The sequence below is a fragment of the Paenibacillus oceani genome, assembly GCF_014705615.1.
Classification (GTDB): domain Bacteria; phylum Bacillota; class Bacilli; order Paenibacillales; family NBRC-103111; genus Paenibacillus_AB; species Paenibacillus_AB oceani.
This window is the reverse complement of the sequence record NZ_JACXJA010000050.1, coordinates 1-26,752: the sequence shown is the minus strand read 5'-3', so window position 1 is coordinate 26,752 and position 26,752 is coordinate 1. Positions and strand designations below refer to the sequence as shown.

Sequence of the window (26,752 nt, the reverse complement as noted above, 5' to 3'; positions counted from 1 at the left end):
TTTGAGACTTAAGGCGCAAATGCCAATATTCGCAGCCTCCAGTAATCGGCCACCCAGCGTCCGTCCCGGAACAAGGCCGGGCGTGCCAGACGTTTCACTTCCTCGTACGCTTCTTCTTTCCGGGCATCGGTCAGTTCGGTGAAAAAGGCACCGCCGAACATATCCAGCCAATGATCCAGTCCCCGCTCGCCGTCCTCCAGCGGAGTCGGCCGCGAATAGTGCAGCGCGTATCCGACACGGAAGCCGGAAGCTTCAAGCAGAGCCGCATATTGTCCGACTGACGGGAAATACCACGGATTACACGGCTCCGGATCGACGCCGAAGCTCCCCAGTGTCCGGTAAATCGCCGCAACGATGACGCCCACGTTGTCCTTCCCGCCGAACTCGGCCACAAAACGTCCGCCTGGGACAAGGACGTTCCGGACGGCCCGGACGACGCCCTCCGGGCGCTTCATCCAGTGCAAGGCGGCGTTGGACATTACGGCGTCGAACCTCCGGTCCGTCTCGTACGCTTGGCCGTCCGCCACCTCGAAGACCAGCTCCGGATATTTCGCCCGAGCCGCTTCGATCATCTCCGCCGAAAAATCGATCCCTTGTACCGCCGCTCCTCGGTCCGCCAGCACCCGGCACAAATCGCCGGTTCCGCAGCCGACGTCAAGCACCGCTTCGCCCGGTTGTGCATCCAGCAGATCGACCAGCGATTTGCCGAACTCGGACACAAAACCGAGTCTCGAATCGTACAAGGCGGCATTCCAGCCGCTTGACGACTCCGGACGTCTACCGGCACCCGTACCACCTGTTGCGGCGCTCACGCCGTCTCCGTCATTCTGACCATAGGGTTCCATTCTCACCTTCACGCACATCCTTCCTTCTATTTAGTAGTAATTGTGAAGGATGTTTCATTATTGGTCCAATATATGAAATGGATAATATTTATAGTTTTCACCTATCACAAAAAAGCAACTCTGCCAGCTTCCGCTCCAGTCCTTCGCTGACAGGCGTCATCGGAAGCCTTACCCGATCCGAGAGCAGCAGTCCGGTTTGCTTCATCATCCATTTTACCGGCGAAGGGTTCGGTTCGGCGAACAGCAGGCCGATTAGCGGCACAAGCTCTTCGAACCTCGCTCTCGCTTCCGGCCAGCGGCCCAGAGAGAACTGCTCATATACCTCGACGAAACGGCCGGTATACATATTCGCGGAAGCCATCATCGCTCCGCTCGCCCCGCAGCATAAAGCCGCGAAGAAGTATAGGTCGTCCCCGCACAGCAGCGCCTTGTCCGTATGGCCGGACAGCTCGATGAAGTTGCGGACACCACCGGTGCTCTCTTTGATTCCCGCCACACCTTCAATCCCGAGAATCGCGGCGATGTCGCCGGAGGTCAGCTCCAGGCCGGTCCGGTGCGGGATATGGTAGGCGACGACCGGGAGTCCGACATCGGCGACCCGCCGGTAATGCTCCATCACTCCCTGCTTCGACGGACGGTTATAATACGGCGTCACGACGAGCGCACCGTCCGCTCCCAGTGTCTGAGCCTGCTTTGTCAGGCTTACCGCTTCCGCCGTATCGTTCGAGCCCGTGCCGATCAGAATCGGAAACGTCCGCTCCCCCCTTGCCTCCAGCGCAGCCTCCATCAAAAGGCGCACCTCTTCGGGGCGGACGGTCGGGCATTCCCCAGTCGTTCCGTTAATGACGATTCCGTGCGCGCGCTGGTCCATGAGAGTCTGCACGACGTGGCGGAAGCTGCCCGTATCCAGTTCGCCTTCCTCCGTAAAAGGGGTTACGACCGGAACGATAACGCCTTTTAATTGCTCAGTCAACATATCGGATCACTCCTCGTCGATTGTCGCCGGCCGTATATTCCGGCTTTGACATCACTGTAACACATCCTTAATGATCGGAGTTAGCTATAATAATCGATCGACACAATCGGCTTTAACGATGAATGGTCAAATCGAAGAAGGGATCGCGGTCGATAGTAAAAAACTGCCCTCCGATGAAAGCAGCCTCGAAATCGAAGGTTGATTAGCCATAGAACCCGGAGGAATACAGCCTGCCCACGAGTTCCGAAGGCTGATTTCTTCTATTTCTTCGTGATTAATATTCAATATAAATCGATTTTAGCTATAATAAAGGATAGAAACAATCGGATTTGTCGATGAGATAAGGAGGGTGAGAGGTGTGGATGAAACTTTAATGCGGACGTTTCGGGAGACGGCCCGCCTATTAAATATAACCCGAGCGGCAGAAGCGCTCGGGTATGCTCAATCCAGTGTAACCGCGCAAATCCGCAAGCTCGAGGCGGAGTACGGCGTACCGCTGTTCGAGCGCAGCGGACGCGGCATCCGGCTTACCCCCGGAGGACGGCAGCTGCTCGCCTTTGCAGACCGGTTTCTCGATCTCGCCGAGGAATCCAAGCAGGCCGTGTCTGCAGAGTCCGCCGGATCGCTGCGGATCGGCACGATCGAATCGATGGCGGCGTTCGTGCTGCCGCCTTACGTGCGGCGGATGAAAGAGTCGTTTCCGCAAACCGAGCTGCTGCTGCAAACATCGGGCGAAGACGAGCTGCTTCAAGGCATATTGCAGGGTGAATACGACGCCGCCCTGTTCCTGGAGCGCAAATGCTCCGACCCGGATCTCGTCACCATCCCGCTATGGGAAGAGCCGCTGGTGCTGGTCGCAAGACCGGACCATCCGCTGGCGGACGCCCCGGAAGTGGTGCCTGGCGATTTCGCCGGACACGCCTGGGTCGCCCCGGAGCGCAGCTGCGCGTACCGCGGCGCCCTCGCCGGGCTGCTCGCCGACTGCGGCATACGGCCGCAAATCTCCTGCGAGCTCGGCAGCGTCGAGGCGATCAAGCGCTGCGTCCTGCACGGCCTCGGCATGGCGCTGCTGCCCCGCTGCGCGGTCGAAGCCGAGCTCGCGGGCGGCCAATTGCGGGCGCTGCCGTTCTCGCAGCCCGAGCTGAGGCTGTACGTCCTGCTCGTCTATCCCGCCGGGCGCTGGGTATCCCGCGCGCTCGAAGGGTTTATCGCGATGATGCGGGAGTCGGCCGCTACATCCTAAGCTGGCTTGGTCTAGCTAAGCCTTGATCTGACTTGACTTCGGCCTCCGCTTCGTCTCAGCTCTCCAGCAGCCGTTTCAGTCTGCCCGGATAATCGGTAATGATACCGGAGACGCCCAGATCGATCATTTGCTTCATCTTCTCTTCCTCATTGATCGTCCACGGGTATACTTGCAGCCCTTTTTCCACGGCATCCTGGACCGCTTGCTTGTCAAGCCGCGCCCAGTAAGGATGCAGCGAATAAACCGGACCGTCGAGCAGACCGGCCATCCGGTAATGCTTCGAGATGTTGAAGCTGTACAAGAGACCGATGCGGATCTCCGGCTCGAGCGCCTTCAGCCGCTCCAGGCAGACGAAGTCGAACGAGGAGACGAAGACGCTGTCCAGCCGCTGCTTCCGCTTCAGCAGAGCGAGGAGCGCAGGCTCCAATTGGCCGTCTGCGGCTCCTTTGACCTCGACATTGATCTGAACGTCGGAAGGCACCAGGTCGAGCACTTCCTCCAGAAGCGGGATGCGCTCTCCGGCAAATTTCTCGTTATACCAGCTGCCGGCATCGGCCCGCTTCAGCTCCTCCACCGTCATCTTGCGGATTTCGCCCTTCAGGTCGGTCGTCCGGTCCAAGGTGGCGTCATGGCATACGATAATTTCCCCGTCCTTCGACAAGTGGACGTCCAGCTCAATACCGGTGCAGCCTTGCTCGAGACCGAGCGCGAATGCGCCGAGCGTGTTTTCCGGGGCTTCGCCTGCCGCCCCCCGGTGTGCGATGACCATTACATTGCTTTTGGAACTCATTGTCGTTTCCTCCCGTGTTCGAATAGTGGACCTGCGGGGCGAAGCTTTCGGAATGAAAAAAGACCGGGCCGATCGCGCGAACGAGCCGGAAAAGCTAATCTTTTCGCATGACGAAAAAACGCCGCTCCGGCCTATTCGGGCAATCTCTCGGTCTCCTCACCCAGACAGGTCGTACTTCATATCAGTTCAGGTATGTATAAGTCCGACTGGCGGACGACTTACCACAGTTCGTGGGCGCCTACGGATACGGCGAGCGCGCCGGCCCTCAGCCCTTCGTCGATTTCTTGCTGATTCCCGACAAGCCCCCCGGCAATAATCGGCAGCGGGGTCATCGTCGTCATCTCCCGGATAATACGGGGCATGATGCCCGGCATCACTTCGATCGCGTCGGGAGAGCTTTGCTCCACCGCTTTAATGCCGCGCACGACGGCGTTGCGGTCGATCAGGAAGATGCGCTGGATCGCGAGCAGACCGTGATCCTTGGCGGCTTTGATCAGCATGCTTTTGGTGGAGATGATGCCGGTCGGCCTGACATGTTTGGCGATATAAGCCAGCCCGCCCTTGTCTGCGGCGATCCCTTCAATGAATTCCATATGCAGAAACACATGCTTGCCCGCTTGCGTGACCCGCTCGGTGAGCTCATGGATGTTCAGCAGCGACCCGGTCAATAAAAAAATGACGTTAACTTTCCCTTGAAGCGCAGCATCGAGATCGGATTCTTTCTGAACGGCGGCGATCGTCTGATGATCGACGAGATCGACTATCGGGTACATGTAAGGTCCTCCTGTAACAGACTATCCCCATTATAACACGGAACGGACGATCCCGGCCTATAAGTCCACAATTTTAACTATGCTGGGCAAAATGGTGCGCGGCCGGTCCGGCCCCGCTTCGGCCTGCTCTCTCGTCCCGACTCCCGTGAGCACAAGCACCGAATGCATCCCGGCGTCGTTCGCCATGCGGACGTCGGTTTCCAGCCGGTCCCCCACCACGAAGCAGCTCGTTGATTCCAGCCCCATATGCTGCAGTGCTTCCTCAGCTGCGATCCGGGAAGGTTTGCCCGCTACGACGACGGCGGACTTGCCGAGCGCGCTCTCAAGCGCGGCGATAAAGGTGCCGGTATCCGGCAGTTGACCGTCCTCCAGCGGACAAGTAACGTCGGGATTGGAGGCGATCACGGCCGCCCCCCTCAGCGATGCTTGATACAGCGCGTTCAGCTTGTCGTACGTAAAGCTGCGGTCCCACGACAGGACGACGATATCCGCTTTCCCGGCGTCCTCCGTGTACTCGACCCCGTGCGCCTCCAGCTCTTGACGGATCGGCTCTTCGCCGATGACGTAGACGCGCTGGCCCGGCTTCAACGTTCTCTGCAAATATCTCGCTACGATGAGAGATGAGTTCAGCACATCGCCAATCTCCGTAGGTATCCCCATCCGGGTCAGCTTCTGTGCGTAGGAAGCGCGGGTCGCTATCGGCTTATTGGTCAAAAAAACGACCTTGTCGCCCCGCTCCCTCAAGGTGCGGATCGCATCCGCCGCCCCTTCTATCATCCGGCTTCCCAAATATACCGTGCCGTCCAGATCAAAGATATATCCCTTCATGAGAAAAACCCTCGCTTTCCCCTTATGCCCGACGGAACGTCCGGCCGGAAAAACAAAAAAACCTACACCACAGTAAACACGCGTTCGCTTTAACGAAGGCTGTGTTTACGGGTATAGGTTACTCCTGTTCTCGAACCAGACCGTTCTATTCGGTTGTTATGAATTATAGAGGGACGGGCTTGTACTTGTCAATCGTTGTTCCTTCAGTAAGGACCGCCCGCCGTCGCTGCAGCTCTACACTTGCTTCCATCGGAACAACGATAGGCCCTGGATCAGGAAGAGGACAGCCAGTCACTTTTCCTGCTTGGTGTATGCCGTTTCGTTCAAGCAGGCGGCTTCTTCTCCGTCCGCCCGTGTTCCCGCATCATCTTGTGCATGCCGAACGCTCTTCGGGCGCTGGACTCTTCTTTTTTGAGCGCCAATCGGAGCAGAACGCCCATAATCCCGCCTGTCATAAACAGAAGCAGCAGCGGCATCGAGCCGCTCTCATACATGTCGTGTCCGGAAACGGCCACGATTCCGTAACCAATCAGGCTCAGGACAAGCAGGGTGACGTTCAGCCGGTTCCAGTGCACCGGAGCGAATACCGAATCCGGAACGAACGTGTAGCCCAGCCGGTATTTGCCGAATAGATAAGCGGCCAGGAAGGCGATCGCCGCCGTGGCGCATTGAACGGCCGCCCCTTTCCAGGTGACATACAGCACCTCGACCGGCGACAGCCCGAACCAGTACAGCGCGAAGAGGACGGACTTCTGTACAAGAAGATACGCCAAGTAGCCGTAGGTCGTCATTAAACCTGCGTAAAAGGGCTGAATCCGATAAATTTGCCATAAGAAGAGAAATACGACGGGCGGCTGCAGCAGCGTAAAGGCCAGTTTGATCTGCAGCGTGTGAAACACGACGTAGGAAAACAAAGACAACAAAAACGCCGTAAACAGCAGCTGTCCCGCGTAATCCCGCAGCTGGAATCGAAACATAGTGAACATTAATACGACAAGCGCGAGCCACTCCAGCGAGGAGAACGATAGAAACAAGATGACATGCATTGGTGGTGTACGCCCCTAATCCTTAACTCCGGCACGAGTCCGATCCTATTTTCTTCCCCTATTATACTACGGGTTCCGTTCATATAAAAAGCGGCAAGCCGAAGTAAAAATCGGAAAAACCGGGGCAGGTATATTCGGACACGCATCCTGACGGGCATAAACGGCCTAAACGCCAGACGCCGCGCAGGAGAGCTTGCTTCTCCGTGCACGGCGCCGAACTTGCCGATGCCTGCAAACCGACAGGCTTGTTCCGAATCTAGAGCCGTCCCAAATATCGGTCCGTCTCCCACGCATGAACGACTGCGGCATATTCATCCGCTTCCTGCTGTTTCAGGCTGATATACATCTCGAATGCGGCGGGTCCTAGCGTTTCCCGGATAAGCTCGTCGCCGCGCATCTCGTCCAGCGCCTCGTGCAGGTCGCGCGGGTAACGGCCGATCCGGGCTTTGTCCCGCTCCTCGGCGCTCATCCGGTGAATATTGCCTGCCGCCTCCTCCGGCGGCTCGAGCCGGGAAGCGACACCTTCCAGTCCGGCTCTCAGCATAACCGCGAAGACGAGATACGGATTGGCAGCCGGATCCGGCGTCCGCAGCTCGACCCGCGTTCCGCCCCCGCGTGCGGACGGAATCCGGACGAGCGCCGTACGGTTGCTCGACGACCAGGCGATATGGGTCGGCGCTTCGTAGCCGGGGAGCAGCCGCTTGTAGGAGTTCACGATCGGGTTGGAGATCGCGGCCATCCCTCTGGCATGCTTCAGCAGCCCTCCGATATAATAACGTGCCGTATCGCTCAATCCGTCCGGACTGCCGTTGTCGAAGAAGACGTTAACTCCGTCCGTAGACTGCAGCGACTGGTTGCAATGCATCGCATTGCCGTTTTGCCCGGCGAACGGCTTCGGCATAAAGGACGCGTGCAGACCGTTGCGGTGGGCTACATGCTTGACGATCTGACGGAACGTCATCCACCGGTCGGCAGCCGTTAGCGCTTCCCCGTATTTGAAGTCAATCTCGTGTTGGCCGTGGGCAACTTCGTGATGGACCGCCTCCAGCATAAAGCCTTGCCGCTTCATCTCCGAGGCGATCTCCATCCGGGTCCGCTCTCCGCGGTCGGCCGGGCCCCCGTCGAAGTAGCCCACCTCGTCATGCGCCTTCCGGATCGGCTCTCCGAGCTCGTTCGTCTCGAATAGGAAAAACTCCCCTTCCAGGCCGACATTCAGCCTGCAGCCGAGCCGTGCGGCTTCCTTCAGCGCCCGCTTCAGGATCGAGCGCGAACAGCATTCGGCCGTCTCTCCGCCGGGCCGGAGCACATCGCAGTACATGTACGCGACACGGCCCCGTTCGGCCTCGAACGCGTCGACTCTCAACGTGGACAAGTCCGGCATCAGCCTCAGCTCGGACTGCTCGACACGGGCAAAGCCCTTCACCGACGAGCCGTCAAACATCGTCTTGCCTGCCATAATCGTCTCGAACTCGTCCATATGGGCGTAAACGGTTTTGACAGAGCCGAGCAGATCGGTAAACTGCAGCCCGATAAACTCGATTTTCCGGCTGATCAGCTTTTCCCGTATCTGTTCGTTCCCGCTAAGCGCGGCCGGCGCGCCCGCCGCGCTCATGAGCGTACCTTCTGTCTGCCGCCGCTGGGCATATCGGAAAGCCTGGTCGCCGATACGACGGCACTCGTTTGTTTTGCCGGTTGAACCGTGCGCTTCTTACTTCCGGATAAATTGTCAAACCAGGACGCATCCGCCGGACCGCCGAGCATCGGGTGCTCGCCGTATCTCTCGTCCTGCGACTGGTGATCGTTCAAATTCGTCTTGCCGCCCTCGATCGCGTTTATCCGGAATACGAATTGTTCCGTGACCGCTTTCAGGCGCCCTCTCTCTTTTTCAGGGATTTGCGTAAGCTTGTCGATGTCGGTTACGTACCTCGGCTGTGCCATGCGCATTCCTCCTTACCGAATTGATGTCGGCGTCTATGACGACATGGTATCCAGTTTACCGTAATCGGCCCGAGAGGGGAAACGGGCACAGCTTCGAGAATCGGGCATTATCCGGGCTGACCGGGGCTCAGGGGAGGTTACCCCAGAGAAATAGAAAAATACGCCAATATCCTTCCGTATCCTATGGAAAATGGTTGGAAGGGGAATGGCTTTATATTTAATATGTATACGCTTACAAACGGGAGTGAAATTCCAAATCCCGAACGGCTTGTCTATCGTCCAAGCCGCTTCCGTACAACTCGTCTCCGGAGATAGGAAGCAGCCCGGTTGCGGTTATGGCGTTACTAGCTATTTCGCAAAATAAAAGTCTCTGACCCCCTCTATTTTCAGCCTTTTCGGGAAACTGAAGAAAATAAAGGCGGTTTGCACCCCTTATTTCAACCAACTGAGCAGTGTACAGACCTTTTCGCGGAATTTAGCAGCTCAAAACCGCTCGTATTTCCCCATTCAAGCGGGTTTTGGAGAAAATAGGAGGTACAAACCGCTTTTATTTGGTTTCCCCCTTGCTCATAAGCGGGCACACAAGGTCAAGCTGCATCGAAGACGGCCTGCGGCACCTGTACATCTTAGCATAACGAACAGGCACAACGCCGACGGTGGCTCCGCCGGACCCTTGTGCCTGTTGACCGTACCGCAGACGCTCGAATTACCGGTTTAACAAACTGCCGACGTAACGCAGCATTTCATTGGCGCATACCGGGCAGTAACCGTGCTCGTCGATGAGCCGCTTCGTTACCTCGTTTATTTTTTTCAGCTGATTCTCGTCCGGCGTTTTGGTCGATGTCGTAATTTTGACGATATCTTTCAAATCGGCGAACAGCTTTTTCTCGATCGCTTCGCGCAGCCGCTCGTGGCTGTTATAATCGAACCGCTTGCCCTTACGTGAGTACGTCGACATCCGGATCAGGATTTCTTCGCGGAACGCTTTTTTGGCGTTCTCGGATATGCCGATCTGCTCCTCGATCGAGCGCATCAGCCGCTCATCGGGGTCCATCTCCTCGCCGGTCAGCGGATCGCGGATTTTTTGCCAGTTGCAGTACGCTTCGACGTTGTCGAGGTAGTTGTCGAACAGCGTCTTGGCCGACTCCTCGTACGAGTAGACAAACGCCTTCTGGATTTCCTTCTTCGCCAGCTCGTCGTACTCCTTGCGCGCGACCCCTATGTAATTCAGAAACCGCTCGCGTTCCTCCTTCGTAATCGACGGATGCTGATCGAGCCCGTCCTTGATCGCCCGCAGCACGTCGAGCGCATTCATGCATTTCAGATCGTGACGGATGAGCGCGCTTGAGATCCGGTTGATGATGTAGCGCGGATCGATACCCGACATGCCTTCCTCGGCGAACTCGCTTTGCATTTCCTTCAGATCGGCTTCCTTCAGCCCTTCGATCGATTCCCCGTCGTACATCTTCATCTTTTTAATCAGATCGACGCCTTGCTTTTTAGTTTCCTTGAGCCGGGTCAGTATCGTGAAGATAGCGGACGTCCGGAGCGTATGCGGGGCGATATGAATATGCTTCATGTCGCTCTGGCCGATCAGCTTGCGGTAAATTTTCTCCTCCTCGGATACTTTCAGGTTGTAAGGGACGGGCATGACGATAATACGCGACTGGAGCGCTTCGTTTTTCTTATTCGAAATAAACGATTTGTACTCTGATTCGTTCGTATGGGCGACAATCAACTCATCCGCCGAGATAAGCGCGAACCGGCCCGCCTTGAAATTGCCCTCCTGAGTTAGCGATAGCAGGTTCCACAAAAACTTCTCGTCGCACTTGAGCATTTCCTGGAATTCCATCAGACCGCGGTTCGCCTTGTTCAGCTCTCCGTCGAACCGGTAGGCGCGCGGGTCCGACTCGGAGCCGAACTCCGTAATTGTGGAAAAGTCGATGCTGCCGGTCAGGTCGGCGATATCCTGCGACTTCGGGTCAGACGGGCTGAAGGTGCCGATCCCGGTCCTCTCCTCCTCGGACAGCAGCACCCGTTCGACGAGCACGTCTTCGATCCGCCCGTCGTGTTCCGTCTTCAGACGCATCTGGCAAGCCGGACACAGATTGCCCTCAATCCTTACGCCGAGCGCTTTCTCGACCTCGGGACGAAGCTCCATCGGAACGAGATGCAGCGGCTCCTCGTGCATCGGGCAACCTTTAATACCGTACAGCGCTCCTTCCTCCGAACGCGAATAACGTTCCAATCCCCGCTTCAGTATCGTAACGATCGTCGATTTTCCGCCGCTGACCGGGCCCATCAGCAGCAAGATCCGTTTGCGCACATCGAGACGCCTTGCCGCGGAATGGAAATACTCCTCGACCAGCTTCTCCAGGGTCCGGTCCAAACCGAACATTTCGTTCTCGAAGAAACGGTACCTCCTGAAACCGTTGTCCTCCGTGATGCCGTGCCATGCGATCATATCATACACACGCGCATGCGCGGTCTTGGCTACGCTCGGATTGTCCTTGACGATTTCAACATATTCGGCAAACGTACCGGTCCAGGACGCTTTCTCCTGCTCTTGTCGGTGTTCTGTTATCCGTTTGAAAATATCCATGGTAACCTCCTTTCATCTGCACGCGTCAAGACGGTTCACCCTTCCGAATGTTAACTCGCACGCTCCAGCTTCCATGCTTGGGCTATTTGATTTTGCAGCGTATTAAATACGTATGCGCCTGCCCGGCATTAATTGCCCGAAAATTTTACTTCCGGACCGGTTCCGCCCCTTGAAAATCAATGAAAACGGCTGGATACAAGTTCCTGCGGCGTACGTATATGCTATAATGAAACTACTGAAAACAAGGAGACCTGTACACGTGCCGATCCGAAGCGAAACCGAACTGTACGAACCGGTCAAACGCTACATGGAGGCGCTTGGCTACGAAGTGCGCGGCGAAGTGCACCACTGCGATCTGGTCGCGCTGCGCGGCGACGAACCTCCGGTCATCGTTGAGCTGAAGAAGACGTTCAACATTCCGCTGCTCATTCAGGGGATCGACAGGCTGCAGCAGTCCGACCACGTATATGTCGCCGTCGAAATGCCCGAGTCCGGGAAAGCCCCCCACGGCGCGTCCTGGTCCGATCTGTCCCGTCTGTGCCGCCGTCTCGGCCTGGGCCTGATTACGGTGCGGTTTTATAAAACCCGCAAGCCTGCCGTTAACGTCGTATGCGATCCGGAGCCATACATGCCGCGGAAAAGCAAGGTGAAGGCGTCCCGGCTCGTACACGAATTCCGCGAACGCAGCGGAGATTACAACGTCGGCGGCAGCACGAAGCGTAAGCTGATGACCGCCTACCGGGAGAAGGCGCTCGCCTGCGCACAAGCGCTGCAGTTGCACGGCGACCTGACGCCCAAGCGGCTGCGGGAATTAACCGGGAACCCGAAAGTGGCGCTTCTTTTACAAAAAAATTATTACCGCTGGTTCGAGCGGACCGGGCGCGGCATCTACCGCCTCACGCCTCTCGGCGAGCAGGCACTGCAGCAGTACAGTCATGTCCTGCACAAAGCCGTTCCTTCCGAGTAACGGGAGACCGCCTGCAGGACCGGACTGCCGGACATGCGTCAGTGCGCGGTCGCGGGATCAAGCATGGAATCCTGCATCCGTAGATAAGATGTAACAGAACAGATGAACCGGATTGATTATCGCTGCGGGGGTTGGGATGAATGGTTGGTCATGTGGTTTCGAGAACAAGGCTTTTGCGGCAAAAAACCGCGCCGCTGTGGGTAGCCGCGGCTCTGCTGTGCGCGGGCTGCGCGGGAGCGGAGCGGGACATCCTGACGATATCGCAGGACCGCACGCATGAGGGACTGAGCTCCTCCGAATCGCTGCCGCCGCTTGCCCCGTCCGCGCCGGCTCCGGCAGATCATACGCCGGCCGTCTCCGAAAGCGCCGGCCCGGCTGGCACGCTGCCCGGACATGGAAGCGATTCCATAAAATCACAGAGAGAGAGTTCCGTTGACCCGAATGGTTCAGCAGCAGCAGCGACCTCATCCCCGGCTGCGGCAGGCAGCATCTCCCTAGCCGGAGACGCCACTGCGGCGACCGCCGGCCCGGGCGCGCAGAACGGCGGAACGCCGCCTGCTTCGGCCGCGCCGCCGCAGGCGCAGCCATCGTCATCCGATAAGGCTGCGGCTGATAAGCCGGCCGTGAAGAAGAAGTTTTCCATTCCGGTGCTGAACTATCACAGCATCGATGTGAATCCGGACAACAATGCCGTTCTCGATCCGAAGAAGCTCGATGAACAGATGGCCCACCTCGCAAGCGAAGGGTACAAGACGCTGACGCTCCGGGAATTTATCGACATCTGGGACGGCAAACGGGAAGCCCCGGACAAGGCCGTCTTGCTTACGTTCGACGACGGCTACACCGACAACTATACCAACGCGATGCCTATATTAAAGAAATACGACTTCCGCGCCACGATGTTCGTCTCCGTCGGCATGACCGGCCAGGACGGCTACTTCGCGGACTGGGACCAGATCCGCGAGATGCGAGACGCCGGGTGGGATATCCAGCCCCATGGCGCGACCCATCCGTACTTGAACAAGCTGAGCGCGGAGGAACAGGAGCTGGAGATTGCCGAATCGATCAAGCAGCTCAAGGAGCATACGGGAGTCGATACGCTCGCCTTTTGTTATCCGTACGGGAATCGCAATGCGACTACGCTGAAGCTGCTGGAGAAGCGCGGCGTCCGCTTCGCCTTCACGATCGATCAGGGGCGCACCGAATCGTCGCAGTCTCCGCTTGAACTTAAACGGATTTTCATCGGAGGCAAGGAAAGTATGGCGACGTTTTTGAAAAAGCTGAAGTGACGGCATTCTGCCGTTTACTGCAACCAATAGAACGCACCGACGCCACAGCCTCAACGCTGCGGCGTTTTTTGCACCGCTTTCCTCCTGATTGGGTCCCGCATCCGTGGTTACAGCAACCTAACCTGCTATTTTAGCGTCTAATACCTGTGTCAAAGATTTACATTCGAATCAGAGGTGACATCATGGACCAATCGCTCTTGAAGCAGCTCACCCACTGGCACAAGCACAGCGAGCACCAGAAAATCGTCAGCGCGTTACTGGAGATTCCTGAAACGGAACGGGACTACGACGCCGTCTGCCTTCTCGCCCGGGCGTTCAACAATCTGGATCGTTACGAAGAAGCCGTCCAGCAGCTGCTGATCGTCGAGGGGCAGGGCAGGCAAGACCCGCTGTGGCATTTCCGCCTCGGCTACGCTTACTATTATCTGAAACGCTACGACGAAGCCGTTCACGCGTTTGGGGATGCGGACAAGCTCGATCCCGGAGATCCCGATACGTTGGACTTTTTGACTTCGAGCCGTCAGGAGGCCGGGAAGCAGCACAGTCAAGTGACCCGAAGCAAGCGAGTGAAACCGGACAACGCAAGCGGCACCGGAACACCGGCAGACGGGGACTTCTTCGGCCAGATCGATTTCACCCGGTTCTGGGACGATTCGGACTATGCACGAAAGGAATACGTGTCGGAACCGCCGATAGACGAGCTGATCGCTTCCATCGAAGAGGAGCTGGGCTATAAGCTACCCGCCTCTTATATCGCCATGATGAAAATACATAACGGCGGAATTCCCGTCCAAACGTGTTTCCCTACCGACGATGCCACCTCTTGGGCCGAGGATCATATCTCCATATCCGGAATTTTGGGAATCGGACGGGAGAAAGCCTATTCGTTGTGCGGTGAGTTCGGCAGTCCCTTTATGATTGAGGAATGGGGCTATCCCGACATCGGCGTCGTTATCTGCGACTGTCCGTCCGCCGGTCATGATGTGGTCATGCTGGATTACCGCGAATGCGGCAGAGATGGGGAGCCGGCCGTCATTCATGTCGACCAGGAGGCGGACTACAAGATTACGTTTTTGGCCTCTAATTTCGCTGCGTTTATTCAAGGACTGGTTCATGAGGACGTGTACGATACGTCCGAAGAGGACAAGCAGGAAGCTTTGCGGAAAGTCGCTGCCGGCAAATTCTCGCCCCTGCTCGCAGAGCTGTGCGCCAAGGTGGACGAAGTGGAGCGGATCGAACACGTCATCCGTACGATCTGCACCCAAATCGTAGAGGAGAAAGGGTTTTTCGCGCTGCATGCGGACGAACGCTCGATACTGATGTACGATCTGCAGTTTTGGCTGTATACGAAATCGTATCCGCAAACAACCCGCGACCGGTATCTGGGTGTCTATGAACAGATGATCGCTTTCGGCGGCGAGTTCAGCACAGGAGGGTATGCCCCCGGTTTTATTACCGATTGGCTGGATAACCGCTTGCAGCAAGGGCTGATTGTGGAGAACGACGGCACATTGCAGCTAACGGCTGCAGCGGCGGAAACCTTGATCGATCAGTTGAAAGCCGTTGAGGTTTCAGGCTCACCCAATCCGGACGAGGAGACGTTTGAAACGATTGCCGATCAGATCCGGCCATTTGTGCTGGTCCAACATGATAGCGGTAATGTTTCGATGATTTTGAACGTCGGTGAGTACAAAGCCGAGCTATTCGTGTTGAGGGCGGACGAGGGATTTGAAGGTAACGGCTACGACTGGGGTTCGCTTGCCGCCGTTTTCCTGGAGGAGAAGATGCCTGAGCTGGCCGGCGTTATCCGGTTTGACCCGGAAGCGAGTATGTTCTGCGCCTACTCCAGCGAGAGAGAAGCGATGTACCGTTTCGCTACCGGGTTTAAGCAAGCGTGCGAGGACGAAGCGCTGATCCGGGACTTGTTTGCCCGGGCCGAACTGGACTAGTCCCTGTCGGACTCCCGGCAGGAGAAAGGACCTCTACCCGCTCGGTTTAGAGGTCCTTCGCTTCCCACCGGCTCCAGCTCCGCTCATCCAGCTCCAGCGGCAAAAAAGCGTACACCCCGTCCCTTACGATCTCTCCCTGGCGAACGGGAATCCGATAGCGGAAAATAGGTCCGTCCAAGACGGTCGTATGAAACTCCCCGCCTTCTCCGCACGGGTCGATGCCGCGGGCTTCCAGCTCCCGGATGTACCCGATCGTCAAAATTCGCCCCAGATCGTCTTCCGTCATGCCGAGCGATGTATTTACCGTTACGACGATCGTGATGAACCCGAGACGAATGAACTCCTCGACGGCTTCCCGGTGGTTCATCTCCCACAGCGGCATCCCCAGCCGTAAGCCGGCGTTGCGGGTAACCCGGTCATGCCAGCAATCTTGAACAGGCACATCCAAATCTCCCGTGACCAACACTTCGGCTCCCTGATGCTTCGCTTCGGCCAGCAATTCCATAAAAACGCGCTCGTAATCCGTCCAGCTTGCCGCCCCGGTCCATACCGGCAAGCCGATCGACTCGGCCTGGGCCCGGATTAGACCGGGAGGCATACCGTGGGATCTGGAACGTTTGCCCTCCTCCTCCAGCATGACGATGAGACCTACTGCATCTCCTGCGTTCATAGCTTTATACAAAGCTAGCGTGCTATCCTTCCCTCCGCTGAAAGAAGCGATAAATTTGCGCCCGTTCGCGCCGTTTTTCCAATCTTCGGCTTCCGTCATCCCCTCGTCTCCTTTCTCCTGCCAGGCATCCGTTCCGAATAAGCCGGTTATGTAGGGAAACCGTCACTCGTAGTCGTCCACTTCATTCATGAACCAGGAGATGTGTGTGCATCGATCGCATACGAGGATCGTCGCATTGCGATTCGCCCAGTCCAATCCGAAAAAAGTCGCTCCCCGGGAGTTCAACTGGCGGTAATCCTTCTGAAACGTATCGTTTTGGCAGCACGGGCAAACAATTTTGGCGTTTCCTGCAGCGTATCTCATATACTTCACTCCTTCTTCGTTATTTCTTTATGTTACGGCTTCATCCCGGGCCGGTTCCATATTTGGCGCCCATCCTTCTCCACGAACGCAAAAAAACCTCCTTCCGCTTCAACCTGCGGTATAGGAGGTTTAGGAAGTTTCCGGGCGCAGGGTGCCGCTGTTCCCCGCAGCGGACGTTCTGCACTGGGTAGGACCTTTTCACACATCCTGATTAATCCTTCACCCTTACAAGCTTCGTAATCCGGCCGTCGATGATCCATTCCGCCACATAAAGGTTCCCTCTCGAATCGATGCATACGCCGTGCGGGGAACTGAACTTGTCCGGACGGTAATACGACTTCTCCAGGTTCGGCCAGTCCTTCCGCTTATAGGCCTGCTGGTCCTCGCCCAGATGCGTGATCAGCCGGTCGTTTTTGTCAAAGAGGGTGACGCGGCTGTGCAAATCCGGAAACGCCATCATTTCCCGAGAAGTAGAAGCTGCAAGGGTAGTCCATGTCGTTATCGAACATTCTAATGAATTCGCCGTCAGGCGTAAACACCTGGACCCGGTTATTGCCGCGGACGGGGTTCATACCGAAACGTTCCCGATCCCATCCCCATCTTTAGTTCCTCCTGTCCCAGTCCCTATGATAAACAAGCGGATTAATCGGGCTTGCCGCAATGTCGCCCGGCTTCAGTCCCGGGAACACCTGCGGCAATTCGTTTTGGCGGGCCGCGCTGTCAGGATCGGCTATACGGACGCCGTCGGCCATATAGATGATCGTCATGACTTCTCTCATGCGATCTGTCGGATTCCCGGGGGCGCAGTGCGCCGTCCATCCCGAATGAAAGGTGGCGTCGCCTGCGGCAAGCGCCCCATAGTTCACCTGCTCGTACCCTTTGGCCGTGACGAATTGCTGCAGCGTCTTGTGGGACTCGTCCGAGATGACCTGCCGGGTGATAAAACCTTCCTTGTGCGTTCCGGAAGCGAACGTCATCGAGCCTACTTCCTCCGGAATGTCGACCAGCGGCATCCACATCGTAACGGTATGCTCGGTGTCCAAAGGCCAGTAGATCTGGTCCTGGTGCCACGGCGTATGCCCGCCGCGGGGCTCCTTGTACAGCGCCTGATCGTGATAGATCCGCACCCCTTCCACCCCCATCAAATCGGCGGCGATTTTGGCGAACCGGCGCGCCAGGACGAACTTCTCCACCGCCCGGCTATGGCGCCACAAGTTGCCGACCTGAATAAACGCTTTTCCATACGTATCGCGGTCGTTCAAGTCTTTCTTGTGCGGGTTCAACTTGCGGACAAGCCCGCCGATCTCGCTGCGGTACACCGCAACTTCCTCCGGCTTCGCTACCGCCCGGAGCACGATATGGCCTTTCTCGAGATACGACTGGCGCAACGCTTCATCGACGGGATACTCTCCGCCAAGATCGGGAAAAGGAGCGGGATTAGACTTGGAATCCATAAACAATCCGCCTTTCGGATGAATGGTGTCGAACCTCTTCATCATAAAACACGCGGCTTGCGGCCTGAATGTCTATTCGCTTTATCCTATTTGTCAAAAAGGACTGTCATGACGGAAAAAGATTTGGTAAGCTTCGGTTAGAAAGCGCGGACAGAGCCTGTCCGATTTGAGGAGGATGCAGCTCATGCAGCTGAGTGAATGGATAGCTAAAGCTCCGATCGTTCCTTATATCCGGCAGGCTGATTTCGCTATCCGCAAACCTTGGTTCGTCCCGGAACGCAAGCTTTTGGATTACTTGCTGATTTATGTGCAGGAAGGAACGTTTATCGCGACCGTCAACGGGCTGGAATACCGGTTCGAGGCCGGGGACGTTTGTCTGATTCAACCGGACTGGGCGCTGACGCTGGAAGGCGTTACCGATACGATCACTCCTTTTGTCCATATGGATATCTTCTACAACCCGCTGCGCGAGCAAAGCTTCACAACCCGTCCCGGCCAATCCGATCTGGACGAATACCGGCATCTGATCCAGCCCCGTCTGAACGATCTGCAAGGGATCGAGATTCCGGTCCGGTTCACCCCGAGTAAGCCTGTACAGTTCCGCGAGAAGATGCTCCGGCTCGTACAGCTCTGTCAGCATATGGACCCTCTGACCCGGCTGGAAGCGCAAAATGTGGCGTCCGAACTCGTGCTGATGATGCTGAAGGATCATCTGAAGGAGCAGGTTCAGCCTGCAGACTCGAAACAGATGATGAACTGGATCACCTCGTACATGTCGTTCCGGTTATCCGAGCCGCTTACGGTAAGCGAGATGGCGCGCCGGGCGAACTTGTCTCCCTCGCGGTTTACCGTTGTGTTTCGCGAACACTTCGGCATGTCCCCTTATCAATATTTGCTGCATCTGCGGGTCCGGCACGCCGAGGAGCTGCTCGTCACCACGACGCTAAGCCATCAGGAAATTGCCGATTACTGCGGCTTCTCCGACCTGTATCACTTCTCCAAATCGTTCAAGCGCTGCACCGGACAGCCTCCCTCCCATTACCGGAAAACGTCGCATATACACCAATGATCGCCCCTCCGGCCGGAAGGGCGATCTTGTTGCACCTGCTGAATTTTAGGCCTATTGCCCGCTTGCTTCCTCCTGAACGGGAACCTCGGCGGCGCTCAGCTTCTCGCACAGGTCGTGGCAGTTTACTACTTTTTCCTGCAGCATCCGGGCGGTGTAATAATAATGGTTGCTCGCTTCATAACCGATCCGCGAGTCGCGTCTCATCAAGTCGTACAACTGCCGGGTAATTCCGATCTCCCGTTCGGCCAGCTCTTTCATCCGCTGCCGGAAGCTTGCAGCAGCAGTCGGGTCATCCGCCCCGGCAAGCCGCTCCCGCTCCAGAACAAAAGCGATCTGGTGGTACGTGCTGCGGAAATGGTAATAAGCTCCCAGCGCATTATGCAGCAAATTCGTGTAAGCGTCCTGCTTGTGAGAATCCGTGAGCTGACGACCCGCCTCGATCAACTGGCTGAGTCCTTGCTTCCAGCCTTCGGTCAATAAACGGAACTGCTCCTCGAACGTCTCCGGCGGATAGATCGCCCGCCAGCGATGCACATCGTCATAAGGAAAACCTACCATCGTCGCGTTGTAGCCGGTCGGCGTCAGATGCAGCAAATTCCCGGGACCGTAGTTCATCGGAGCGGTATACACGACCGAGACATGGAACGGAAAATGGCGGAACGCTTCGCTGAAAGCGGTCGTCGCCCTCGCTATATCGCTGCCGGTTTCATAGCCAAATTTGCCTCTCAGCATGCGGAGCGGAGCGGGCTCAGCCTCCGAAGCGTCTTGCCCCTCCTCGTCTGTCCCGGTCATCCAATAGTGTCTGGACGCCATCTCCAGAGTTGGGGACGGATACCCGCCAAGCGTCCAGCTCAGCATCAGTCCGCTGACTCCCTCCTCGTTCAAGTTGCCGATATGCTCGTTAACCAGGTCGAATACCGGCAGGAACGGGACGGCCGAGCATTCCCAGGTGTTATTGAACTGCACCTTGGCGTACGCCTGCAACCCGTGCCGGCGCGCAGCCTTCCAGACGTTCCGCGACTTGTCGCCCGGACCGACTTGCGAGATCGAGTAGTCTACGACTTGGCCTGGAACCCCGCCCACGTTCGTCGGCTTCTCGTCTTCGCTTACGCTCATGACGCTGACCCCTTTCGGCAGCAGCGAGATGCAGCGCTCCAGATCGAATCCGTTCGACTCGCGCCAGCCCCACGTCCAGCACACGATCCGGGCATCCGGCTTGGCGCTGTGTGCGCCCTCGGCGATCAGACGGTTTACCTCGGCCACCACTTCAGCAGGCGAGCGCTCCGAGCAGCGCGGGCAAGTCAGCTTGGACCGGCCGGACACGGAGTAACAGTTGGTCATATTTTCCGACATCGTGATCGTAAACAGCCCCGCCAGCTCCGGAACCGATCGGAACAACGCCGCTGTCCCTTCCTTCAGATACCGCTGAACTTCCGGATGCGACGTGCACATCGAAGCGTGAGTGCCGATCGTATGCCCCTTCCAGTCCGGTCTCGCCTCGAAAAATTCCAGAGGCATGGAGCGCGGCTCGTTAAAGTACAAATAAATTCCGATCCCATACTCGGCTGCCCGTGCCGCCAGCCTGCGCAGCCCTTCCACCCGGCGTTCCCAGCCTATCGACATCTCGGGCGCTTCGGCGAAAGGTACTAGCTGGTACAGGACGCATTGCAGCCAAACCGCATTTACCCCGGTCTCCGACAAACTTTCGAGCAAGTGTTCGGGATACGGATCAAGCTCGGGATCGAGCAGCGGATCTCCATACACGGCAAAATAAGAATACAGCAGCCGGAAATCGTAGCGGGTCGACCGGTTCGTCACGCCTCTGGCCACGAAAGGTCCTCCCTGTTCGTTCATCCCCGACGCGATCCACTGCAAACCGCGCAACAGCCCGTTCTCATCTACTGCCTCTACGGTAACGCGGTTGCCCTCTGCGGCGATACGATGGCTTTCGCGCAGCTTGCCGGCGTCCGGTGCGAGCTTCAGCTGTACAACGCTCGAGTTCGGACCGACCGGCTTGCCGCCGTCCGCCACCCGGAGCCGTAACCCCCAATCACGTTCGAGCTTACTCGCAAACCGCTCAGCGAATGTCCGGACGCGGCCGGAGGCGTTTTCAGGCAAAACGATGGACGTGCTGCCGTTCAGCACCACTTTGTCTTCACCGTCTGCCGGAACGGTTCCTCCGCCGGCGCTGGACGCTTCACGCTGCCGCTGAGACGCTCCGGCATAACGGAAACCGTCAAGGAAAGCAAACGGCTTCTCCGGCGCCGAGGCAAGCCCAATCCCCCATTCATTCGGCGCGGCCGTACCGTCCTCTGGGAAATAACGGGTAATCGTTGCGCGAAGCCGCTCCGTCTTCTCCCGCTCCTCGTCGGTTAGCGGACGATAATACACCGGCTCGATTGCCGGCTTCAGGCTGCCCATTTTGATCCATAGGAAATCGTCCTCTTTAAGCGCGAACGCCATCTGCTCTTCCGTCCAATCCAGCAAAACAAGCAGCTGCTCGTAAGGCAGCAGATGCCAGTTGGCGCGCAGTATCGTAATGTAGCCGCGCGATAGCCAAAGTGGATCGGCTGCTTCGGGAACGGGCAATCCGAGTCCTTGCGCAATCTCCTCCAATTCGGTGACGGTAGTCCTAAGCGTAAAGGCCAGCTTATCCGCGGCGACAAGTCCCCAGTTGCGCCATACGACGGCTTGCAGTCGTGTAGGAAAGTGGGGAAACGAGAGCGGCGTCCGATGATCGGTTTCCGCAAACAGGTCGAGTTTCATTCGATCTGCTCCTTTCATAGTAGGTCCAGTTACTAAATGTTATGTTATTTATATGCTATATTATATATAATAGTTTTACCGGTAATTGTTGTCAACGACACTTTTCTTCTGAAGCTCTCCTGTTATCGAACTACAATTATTCACAGTCGGGAAACAAGGGAGGGGGGGGGGGGAACGCTGAAGCCCAAAAACGCCAGTGCGCGAAGCACTGACGTTAACAGATAATCCGATCCCGGCTTGCATGGGCGACGGCAAAGACGGCAAATCCTGCGATGTTCGCGGGAACCCTTTCTCCCGCTCTCTGCGACTTGGAGCACAGTCGGGAAAAGAAAAGCTTCCTGCAGCCAGCCCCGCTACTTCCGCCCGGCAGTTGAAACCGGCAGCTCCACCCCTTTGCCCATACGGCTGAGCGCCTTGTGCATCCAGATCGCCGCCTGGCTTCCTTCGCCCATCGCTATGGCCACCTGTTCCGAATGTACGCCGATGTCTCCGGCCGCCCATACGTTCGGCACCGTCGTCATCTTCGTTCGGGCATCGGTCATAATATGGCCGTTCTCGTGCCGCTCTGCGCCTAGCTTCTCGGCCAGTCCGGAACGAACCTCATTTCCCCCGAATGCGATAAACCCGCGTTCCGCCCATATATCGCCCCCGTCGCGAAGTGTAATGCCGCCGAATACTCCGTCATCCTTCTCCAGCACTGCGACGATCCTCTCCGGGATCACCGCAATCCCCGCCTCCTTCAGCTGATTTGCCAGCTCCTGCTTGATCGGCTTGCGCTCATGGTTCACGTATAGCAAATCGCCGGTCCACCCGGACAAAGTGATCGTCATCGCCGCACCGGTATCTCCCGAGCCCATGACGATCGTCTTGCGGTTGCGCACCTCATGAGCGTCGCAATCGGGGCAGACATACACCGTTTTGCCCAGACACGGCACCAGTCCCGGCAGATCGGGAAACCGGTCGACGATACCGGTCGCAAGCAGTACGGTTCTCGCTTGATAGGTCCGCTCGGCCCCCGTCAGCTCCAGCCATTCCTCCTGACGCACCGCATCCGTGATTTCATCCTTGACGAAACGCACCCCGGTGCTTTCCGCCTGAACTCTCCCCAGCCGCCTCAGCTCGCTGCCCGACACGCCGTCCGGCCACCCGAGCAGATTGTGATAGCTGCGGCATAACGTCGAGCGCCCGTCGCCTTTATCGACCACAAGCGCCGCGCGTCCGTAACGGCCGATCTGAATAGCCGCCTGCAGACCGGCGATCCCTCCGCCGACAATCAGGCAGTCGTATACCGTCATTGCGTTCCCTCCGCTCCGATTCGTTCCTCATATAGTGTGTCCAGCGAAGGACGGATCATGCCCGACGGACCTACTGCGGTTCCTATTGTCGAATTTGTGTGATAAAATGACTTCGCCGTCTAATCCTAACAACACGAGCGACAAAACTTGCAAAGGACGGAACAGCACCATGAAAGCACTCATTGCTTCCCCCGACAAACTTCTGAGAAATATGATCCGGATAAGCGTCAACTGGCCCGAAGCCGGAATCGGTTCCGTACGGGAAGCGGAAGACGAGCTTTCCGCCCTGGACCTGATGGGCCGGGATCGCCCCGAGCTGCTGCTGCTCGACTGGAGCATTGCGGGCACAGATGGGCCTGAGCTGCTCGGCTGTCTGCAAGCCTCCGCGCCTTTCAGCAAAATCATCGTTTTGACCGATTTCCACGATACGCACCGGCTCCGTCAAGCTATTAAATGGGGCGTGAGCGATCTGCTGCTAAAGCCGCCCGAGCCGTATCAACTGCAGGATGCGGTGCTGGCCGCCGCCGACCAATGGAGACGCGACGAGCAGATTCGCGAAAAAGAACGAACCCGGTCGCTTGAGGTCGACCGGCTCAAGCCGCTATATTTGGATAAGCTGCTGTCGGATCTATTATCGGATTCCGTCGGATTCGGACTAATCCGCGAACAACTGGAGCGGGAGCTTCCGTCGCTGCAGAACGCCGAAGCGTGCCGGGTCGCGATTCTCAGTCTGGACACGATCAGCCGCAGCGTCCGCGCCAAATATGCGCTGCATCCGGATCTGCTCTTCTTCTCGCTGCTGGATATATGCAATGCATATTTGATTCCGGACGATATCGGCATTGCGTTCCGGCCGCGGAACAGCGACAAGGAAATCGTTCTGCTGCTGTGGGACAACCTGGAGCATGCGGTTATCCTTCTATCGCGCATCCTGCAGTCCATCTCCAGGACGATACAGACCCGGAGCGACTTCGGTCTCGGCGATGCGGTATCGCATCCTCACAGGCTGCATCAGTCGTACAACCAGGCATCCCAAGCGCTGCGCCGCCGCAATCTGCTCGACGAAGGCGGCTGGATTCATAAGTATGACGGCGACGAACGGCCCTATCCGAACAAAGTACATTTTGCCGACTTCGAGGAAGATATCCGCCTCGCCCTTCGCAGCGGTGAAACCGACAAAATCCGCGCTTCCATTGATGCCTTTCTTCAGGAGGTCGGACAGCTCGAGCGGATTACGGTGGATCAGGTCGAATTATGGCGGCATGAATACAACGTCATCAAGGAACGGTGGATTCGTTATTTTTTCCACGACGGACTGCCCCCGGAGCTGAAGCTGCCTTCGGAAAGCTCCACCTTCCTGGTCCCGCTGGACGAGCAGGGCAAGCTGTCGATCGAGCTGTGGCGCAGCGAACTGACGGAGAGCTTGCTCCGTCTGGCAGGGCGGCTGAAGAAGCGGAGAAATAAAGGCGGCGGAACGATGCCTCAGATCGAAGCTTATCTGATCCGGCATTACGACCGGCAGTTGACGCTTCAGGATGTGGCGGACCGGTTTTATTTAAGCCGCGAATATATTTCTAGAAAATTTAAGCAACATTTCGGGGAGAATCTCGTCGAATACTTATGTCGAATCCGAATGGACAAAGCCCGTGCGCTGCTGGCCAACCCGCAGCTGAAAATAACCGAAATCGCCCGGATGGTCGGGTATCCGGATGAGAAATATTTCAGCAAAGTGTTCAAAAAGCAGACCGGAATGTCCCCGAACGCATTCCGCAAAATGTCGAAACCGAGGTGATCCGTATGAGCACGCCGATCGAAGCGAAAGCAGGTTCTTCCGTTGCCGCCGCAAGAAGCGCCAAGTCGGCTAAAGCAGCCAAATCTTCTAAAAAAACGTACCTGATCTTTTTCTCCAGCTGGGTTCTGCTGATCGCAACCGGCGTACTGGGAACGATGCTGTACACCGAGCAGTTGAAAAAGCAGTTGAGCTCCGAGCTTGCCAGCCAAACCGAGCTGCAGCTTCAAGCGATGCAGGCCCAGTATCAGGAACAGCTCGAACAGCTCAAAGTGTCCGTCAATGCGGATATGACGACTTTGCAGACGAAGATCGATTCGTTTAACGAGCTGCTCGCCTTTACGAAGGACAACGCGAACAGCAAAACCGACAACAGCAACCAGCTGTATACCCAGCTCGCGGAAGTGAAGAAAAAGCTGGACGAGTTAAAGCAAAACCTGGACGTGTTGAAATGACGGCACGCGAGATCAACCGTTTTTTTCTGCTTGCATGCGCCCCGTTTATCGGCATGCTGGTGTGGCTGTTCTCTTTCGGCTTCGCCTTGGAAATGCCCGAGCTGGTCTTTCCGTCTGCGCTTCAGCCGTTTTCCGTATCCGAGCAGGCGGTCCGGATCGATCAAAACCTCGAAGTTGCCAAGGGCAATGCAATCGCTACGCGGGGGACGATCGAGAAGTTTTTTCAGCTGTATGAGGAAAGCAACAAAGAGATGAACGCTATGGTCAAGCAGGCTGTCGCCCAAGCGGGCAGGCCCGCGCAAATCTTCGACAACCGGCTCGCAGGCGAGCTCGGCAAGCCGATTCGTACCGTCACCTCGGGCAACATCGATCTGCGCTTGTACCAGTTCTCCGATCCGAACTATAAGGGATACGCCTTGAAGGTGGAGATGAAGTCGGACCATGCAGTTAAGATGACGCTCGGCAAAGACAAAGTCGGCGGTTCCGAGACGACGCTGGCCGCCGCGAACCGTTACGGCGCAATCGCCGGGATCAACGCCGGCGGATTTGCGGACAGTGAGGACGGCAAACGGTATCCGCTCAGCACGACGATGCTGGATGGCAAATACGTATACGGCTTCGAACCGACCTTTGATGACTTGGCTTTCATCGGGCTCAGCAAAGACCGGAAGCTGATCGGCGGCAAATTTGCGCGTCAGTCCGATCTGGACAAGCTGAATCCTTCCTTCGGGGCCACGTTCGTCCCGGTCTTGCTGAAGGGCGGTCAGAAGCAGGCTATCCCTTCCAAATGGCTCAATTCCCCGCGCCGCGCTCCGCGCACCGTAGTCGGGAATTTCGGCAACAACCAGCTGCTGTTCGTCGTCGCCGACGGCTACAACGAGCGGGGCAGCTCCGGCGCTACGCTGGCCGAGCTCCAGGACAAGCTGGCCAGAATGCGCGTCATCGACGCTTACAATCTGGACGGGGGCGGTTCGACATCGCTCGTATTCGAGGGCAAAGTCGTCAATAAGCCGTCGGACGGACAGCTGCGCTCGCTTCCTACGCACTTTTTATTTTTCAAGTGATTTCAGCCAATTGTGCCATAATGTTCACATTTGGGCCGTTTTCTTTTAATGATCCTTTGGGTATAATAGGGGTAGTTTGTCACGGTATTCCATCTGGGAGGTGCGACCCGGCATGTCTATTTTCGCTTCATCTACGTTCTGGATTGTCATGATCGTATTAACGATGTTTGTCGTTGCGATATTGACTTCTTCTTATAACGAAGACAAAACCAAGGGCTTGTAATCGGTTCGTTGTCCATCAGCCGCTTACGCCCGCGCTTTCGATAGCGCGGATGTAGAGCGGTTTTTTGCTGTTGGCTGCGCGCTTTGATTCGCCGTGGTTGACGGGGCGGGTGTGGCGGGAAGTGGGGAAGAGGCGGGCGAAATACGGGCGGGAAAGGGGTAGGATGCGGATGGAAGGTGGGCGAAATGTGGATGGGATCGGCGATAAGAGACGATCGGAGCTTCTATTTGCGCAAAATCGCCGTTCCCGCGCCAATTAAGAGTCTCTGGCAGTAACTACTTAGGTACCTCAAAAAAGATGGTTTGAATGATGGGAAATTTGTGTAATGAAAAGTAATGGAACTATTTTTTAATAGGAG

Annotated in this window: 23 protein-coding genes; 8 read left to right on the top strand and 15 right to left on the bottom strand. The window is 56.9% G+C overall.

The window, feature by feature from the left end:
• Positions 1-8: 8 nt before the first annotated feature.
• Together IDH45_RS28660 and dapA are read right to left on the bottom strand one after the other, a co-directional pair.
• Positions 9-845, bottom strand: coding sequence for a class I SAM-dependent methyltransferase (locus IDH45_RS28660; protein WP_190931626.1), 837 nt, complete (start codon positions 843-845; stop codon positions 9-11).
• 97 nt (positions 846-942) lie between these two features.
• Positions 943-1,821: a 4-hydroxy-tetrahydrodipicolinate synthase gene (gene dapA, locus IDH45_RS28655; RefSeq protein ID WP_190931587.1), complete on the bottom strand. Its 879-nt coding sequence runs from the start codon at positions 1,819-1,821 to the stop codon at positions 943-945.
• A gap of 358 nt (positions 1,822-2,179) precedes the next feature.
• Here dapA and IDH45_RS28650 point away from each other — a divergent pair, with 358 nt between their 5' ends.
• Positions 2,180-3,064: a LysR family transcriptional regulator gene (locus IDH45_RS28650; RefSeq protein WP_190931586.1), complete on the top strand. Its 885-nt coding sequence runs from the start codon at positions 2,180-2,182 to the stop codon at positions 3,062-3,064.
• Between the two features lie 55 nt (positions 3,065-3,119).
• Here the strand turns inward: IDH45_RS28650 and IDH45_RS28645 are convergent, their stop codons facing one another.
• The 7 genes from IDH45_RS28645 to IDH45_RS28615 all read right to left on the bottom strand — a co-directional run bounded on the left by IDH45_RS28645 (position 3,120) and on the right by IDH45_RS28615 (position 11,041).
• Positions 3,120-3,854 carry a glycerophosphodiester phosphodiesterase gene (locus IDH45_RS28645; RefSeq protein ID WP_190931585.1) on the bottom strand — a complete coding sequence of 245 codons (735 nt, stop codon included), beginning with the start codon at positions 3,852-3,854 and terminating at the stop codon, positions 3,120-3,122.
• A 218-nt stretch (positions 3,855-4,072) separates the two neighbouring features.
• A complete protein-coding gene (locus IDH45_RS28640) occupies positions 4,073-4,627 on the bottom strand; it encodes a glycerol-3-phosphate responsive antiterminator (RefSeq protein ID WP_190931584.1) in 555 nt (184 codons plus the stop codon).
• Between the two features lie 57 nt (positions 4,628-4,684).
• Positions 4,685-5,455 (bottom strand): HAD-IIA family hydrolase, encoded by a 771-nt coding sequence (locus IDH45_RS28635; protein ID WP_190931583.1) that lies wholly within the window; start codon positions 5,453-5,455, stop codon positions 4,685-4,687.
• A 323-nt stretch (positions 5,456-5,778) separates the two neighbouring features.
• Positions 5,779-6,501 carry a hypothetical protein gene (locus IDH45_RS28630; RefSeq protein WP_190931582.1) on the bottom strand — a complete coding sequence of 241 codons (723 nt, stop codon included), beginning with the start codon at positions 6,499-6,501 and terminating at the stop codon, positions 5,779-5,781.
• Positions 6,502-6,757: 256 nt separating this feature from the next.
• A complete protein-coding gene (gene glnA, locus IDH45_RS28625; RefSeq protein ID WP_190931581.1) occupies positions 6,758-8,113 on the bottom strand; it encodes a type I glutamate--ammonia ligase in 1,356 nt (451 codons plus the stop codon).
• On the bottom strand, positions 8,110-8,439 hold the full coding sequence (locus IDH45_RS28620) for a hypothetical protein (RefSeq protein WP_190931580.1): 330 nt from the start codon (positions 8,437-8,439) through the stop codon (positions 8,110-8,112). The genes glnA and IDH45_RS28620 overlap by 4 nt, the downstream gene beginning before the upstream one ends.
• Before the next feature lie 706 nt (positions 8,440-9,145).
• A complete protein-coding gene (locus IDH45_RS28615; RefSeq protein WP_190931579.1) occupies positions 9,146-11,041 on the bottom strand; it encodes a PrkA family serine protein kinase in 1,896 nt (631 codons plus the stop codon).
• Between the two features lie 259 nt (positions 11,042-11,300).
• On the opposite strand from IDH45_RS28615, the gene IDH45_RS28610 reads away from it, so the two are divergent.
• The 3 genes from IDH45_RS28610 to IDH45_RS28600 all read left to right on the top strand — a co-directional run bounded on the left by IDH45_RS28610 (position 11,301) and on the right by IDH45_RS28600 (position 15,246).
• A complete protein-coding gene (locus IDH45_RS28610) occupies positions 11,301-12,008 on the top strand; it encodes a DUF2161 domain-containing phosphodiesterase (protein ID WP_190931578.1) in 708 nt (235 codons plus the stop codon).
• Positions 12,009-12,148: 140 nt separating this feature from the next.
• Entirely contained in the window at positions 12,149-13,297 is a 1,149-nt protein-coding gene (locus IDH45_RS34410) for a polysaccharide deacetylase family protein (protein ID WP_223837052.1), read from the top strand.
• A 182-nt stretch (positions 13,298-13,479) separates the two neighbouring features.
• Entirely contained in the window at positions 13,480-15,246 is a 1,767-nt protein-coding gene (locus IDH45_RS28600) for an Imm51 family immunity protein (protein ID WP_190931577.1), read from the top strand.
• A 46-nt stretch (positions 15,247-15,292) separates the two neighbouring features.
• Here the strand turns inward: IDH45_RS28600 and IDH45_RS28595 are convergent, their stop codons facing one another.
• The 4 genes from IDH45_RS28595 to IDH45_RS28580 form a co-directional block, all read right to left on the bottom strand.
• Positions 15,293-16,015: a Dph6-related ATP pyrophosphatase gene (locus IDH45_RS28595; protein WP_190931576.1), complete on the bottom strand. Its 723-nt coding sequence runs from the start codon at positions 16,013-16,015 to the stop codon at positions 15,293-15,295.
• A 63-nt stretch (positions 16,016-16,078) separates the two neighbouring features.
• Positions 16,079-16,279, bottom strand: coding sequence for a hypothetical protein (locus tag IDH45_RS28590; protein WP_190931575.1), 201 nt, complete (start codon positions 16,277-16,279; stop codon positions 16,079-16,081).
• A 211-nt stretch (positions 16,280-16,490) separates the two neighbouring features.
• Positions 16,491-16,736 carry a hypothetical protein gene (locus IDH45_RS28585; protein WP_190931574.1) on the bottom strand — a complete coding sequence of 82 codons (246 nt, stop codon included), beginning with the start codon at positions 16,734-16,736 and terminating at the stop codon, positions 16,491-16,493.
• Positions 16,737-16,881: 145 nt separating this feature from the next.
• Positions 16,882-17,733, bottom strand: coding sequence for a phytanoyl-CoA dioxygenase family protein (locus IDH45_RS28580; RefSeq protein WP_190931573.1), 852 nt, complete (start codon positions 17,731-17,733; stop codon positions 16,882-16,884).
• Positions 17,734-17,917: 184 nt separating this feature from the next.
• Between IDH45_RS28580 and IDH45_RS28575 the strand changes: the two genes are divergently transcribed.
• The gene (locus IDH45_RS28575) at positions 17,918-18,802 is read left to right on the top strand and encodes a helix-turn-helix domain-containing protein (protein ID WP_190931572.1); all 885 of its coding nucleotides are present in this window, start codon (positions 17,918-17,920) and stop codon (positions 18,800-18,802) included.
• A 51-nt stretch (positions 18,803-18,853) separates the two neighbouring features.
• Here the strand turns inward: IDH45_RS28575 and IDH45_RS28570 are convergent, their stop codons facing one another.
• The gene (locus IDH45_RS28570; RefSeq protein ID WP_190931571.1) at positions 18,854-21,568 is read right to left on the bottom strand and encodes a glycoside hydrolase family 20 zincin-like fold domain-containing protein; all 2,715 of its coding nucleotides are present in this window, start codon (positions 21,566-21,568) and stop codon (positions 18,854-18,856) included.
• A gap of 353 nt (positions 21,569-21,921) precedes the next feature.
• Positions 21,922-22,863 (bottom strand): NAD(P)/FAD-dependent oxidoreductase, encoded by a 942-nt coding sequence (locus tag IDH45_RS28565; protein WP_190931570.1) that lies wholly within the window; start codon positions 22,861-22,863, stop codon positions 21,922-21,924.
• 169 nt (positions 22,864-23,032) lie between these two features.
• On the opposite strand from IDH45_RS28565, the gene IDH45_RS28560 reads away from it, so the two are divergent.
• The 3 genes from IDH45_RS28560 to IDH45_RS28550 are packed head-to-tail and all read left to right on the top strand — an operon-like array spanning position 23,033 to position 26,171.
• Positions 23,033-24,655 carry a response regulator transcription factor gene (locus IDH45_RS28560; RefSeq protein ID WP_190931569.1) on the top strand — a complete coding sequence of 541 codons (1,623 nt, stop codon included), beginning with the start codon at positions 23,033-23,035 and terminating at the stop codon, positions 24,653-24,655.
• A gap of 5 nt (positions 24,656-24,660) precedes the next feature.
• Positions 24,661-25,107 carry a hypothetical protein gene (locus IDH45_RS28555; RefSeq protein ID WP_190931568.1) on the top strand — a complete coding sequence of 149 codons (447 nt, stop codon included), beginning with the start codon at positions 24,661-24,663 and terminating at the stop codon, positions 25,105-25,107.
• Positions 25,104-26,171 carry a phosphodiester glycosidase family protein gene (locus IDH45_RS28550; protein WP_190931567.1) on the top strand — a complete coding sequence of 356 codons (1,068 nt, stop codon included), beginning with the start codon at positions 25,104-25,106 and terminating at the stop codon, positions 26,169-26,171. The genes IDH45_RS28555 and IDH45_RS28550 overlap by 4 nt, the downstream gene beginning before the upstream one ends.
• The last annotated feature ends 581 nt before the right edge of the window (positions 26,172-26,752 follow it).

Bases quoted from the DNA above. Each gene is read 5' to 3' on its own strand.
- IDH45_RS28660 (WP_190931626.1), bottom strand. From the start codon at position 845: ATGGAACCCTATGGTCAGAATGACGGAGACGGCGTGAGCGCCGCAACA.
- dapA (WP_190931587.1), bottom strand. From the start codon at position 1,821: ATGTTGACTGAGCAATTAAAAGGCGTTATCGTTCCGGTCGTAACCCCT.
- IDH45_RS28645 (WP_190931585.1), bottom strand. From the start codon at position 3,854: ATGAGTTCCAAAAGCAATGTAATGGTCATCGCACACCGGGGGGCGGCA.
- IDH45_RS28640 (WP_190931584.1), bottom strand. From the start codon at position 4,627: ATGTACCCGATAGTCGATCTCGTCGATCATCAGACGATCGCCGCCGTT.
- IDH45_RS28635 (WP_190931583.1), bottom strand. From the start codon at position 5,455: ATGAAGGGATATATCTTTGATCTGGACGGCACGGTATATTTGGGAAGC.
- IDH45_RS28630 (WP_190931582.1), bottom strand. From the start codon at position 6,501: ATGCATGTCATCTTGTTTCTATCGTTCTCCTCGCTGGAGTGGCTCGCG.
- glnA (WP_190931581.1), bottom strand. From the start codon at position 8,113: ATGAGCGCGGCGGGCGCGCCGGCCGCGCTTAGCGGGAACGAACAGATA.
- IDH45_RS28620 (WP_190931580.1), bottom strand. From the start codon at position 8,439: ATGGCACAGCCGAGGTACGTAACCGACATCGACAAGCTTACGCAAATC.
- IDH45_RS28615 (WP_190931579.1), bottom strand. From the start codon at position 11,041: ATGGATATTTTCAAACGGATAACAGAACACCGACAAGAGCAGGAGAAA.
- IDH45_RS34410 (WP_223837052.1), top strand. From the start codon at position 12,149: ATGGTTGGTCATGTGGTTTCGAGAACAAGGCTTTTGCGGCAAAAAACC.
- IDH45_RS28600 (WP_190931577.1), top strand. From the start codon at position 13,480: ATGGACCAATCGCTCTTGAAGCAGCTCACCCACTGGCACAAGCACAGC.
- IDH45_RS28595 (WP_190931576.1), bottom strand. From the start codon at position 16,015: ATGACGGAAGCCGAAGATTGGAAAAACGGCGCGAACGGGCGCAAATTT.
- IDH45_RS28590 (WP_190931575.1), bottom strand. From the start codon at position 16,279: ATGAGATACGCTGCAGGAAACGCCAAAATTGTTTGCCCGTGCTGCCAA.
- IDH45_RS28585 (WP_190931574.1), bottom strand. From the start codon at position 16,736: ATGGCGTTTCCGGATTTGCACAGCCGCGTCACCCTCTTTGACAAAAAC.
- IDH45_RS28580 (WP_190931573.1), bottom strand. From the start codon at position 17,733: ATGGATTCCAAGTCTAATCCCGCTCCTTTTCCCGATCTTGGCGGAGAG.
- IDH45_RS28575 (WP_190931572.1), top strand. From the start codon at position 17,918: ATGCAGCTGAGTGAATGGATAGCTAAAGCTCCGATCGTTCCTTATATC.
- IDH45_RS28570 (WP_190931571.1), bottom strand. From the start codon at position 21,568: ATGAAACTCGACCTGTTTGCGGAAACCGATCATCGGACGCCGCTCTCG.
- IDH45_RS28565 (WP_190931570.1), bottom strand. From the start codon at position 22,863: ATGACGGTATACGACTGCCTGATTGTCGGCGGAGGGATCGCCGGTCTG.
- IDH45_RS28560 (WP_190931569.1), top strand. From the start codon at position 23,033: ATGAAAGCACTCATTGCTTCCCCCGACAAACTTCTGAGAAATATGATC.
- IDH45_RS28555 (WP_190931568.1), top strand. From the start codon at position 24,661: ATGAGCACGCCGATCGAAGCGAAAGCAGGTTCTTCCGTTGCCGCCGCA.
- IDH45_RS28550 (WP_190931567.1), top strand. From the start codon at position 25,104: ATGACGGCACGCGAGATCAACCGTTTTTTTCTGCTTGCATGCGCCCCG.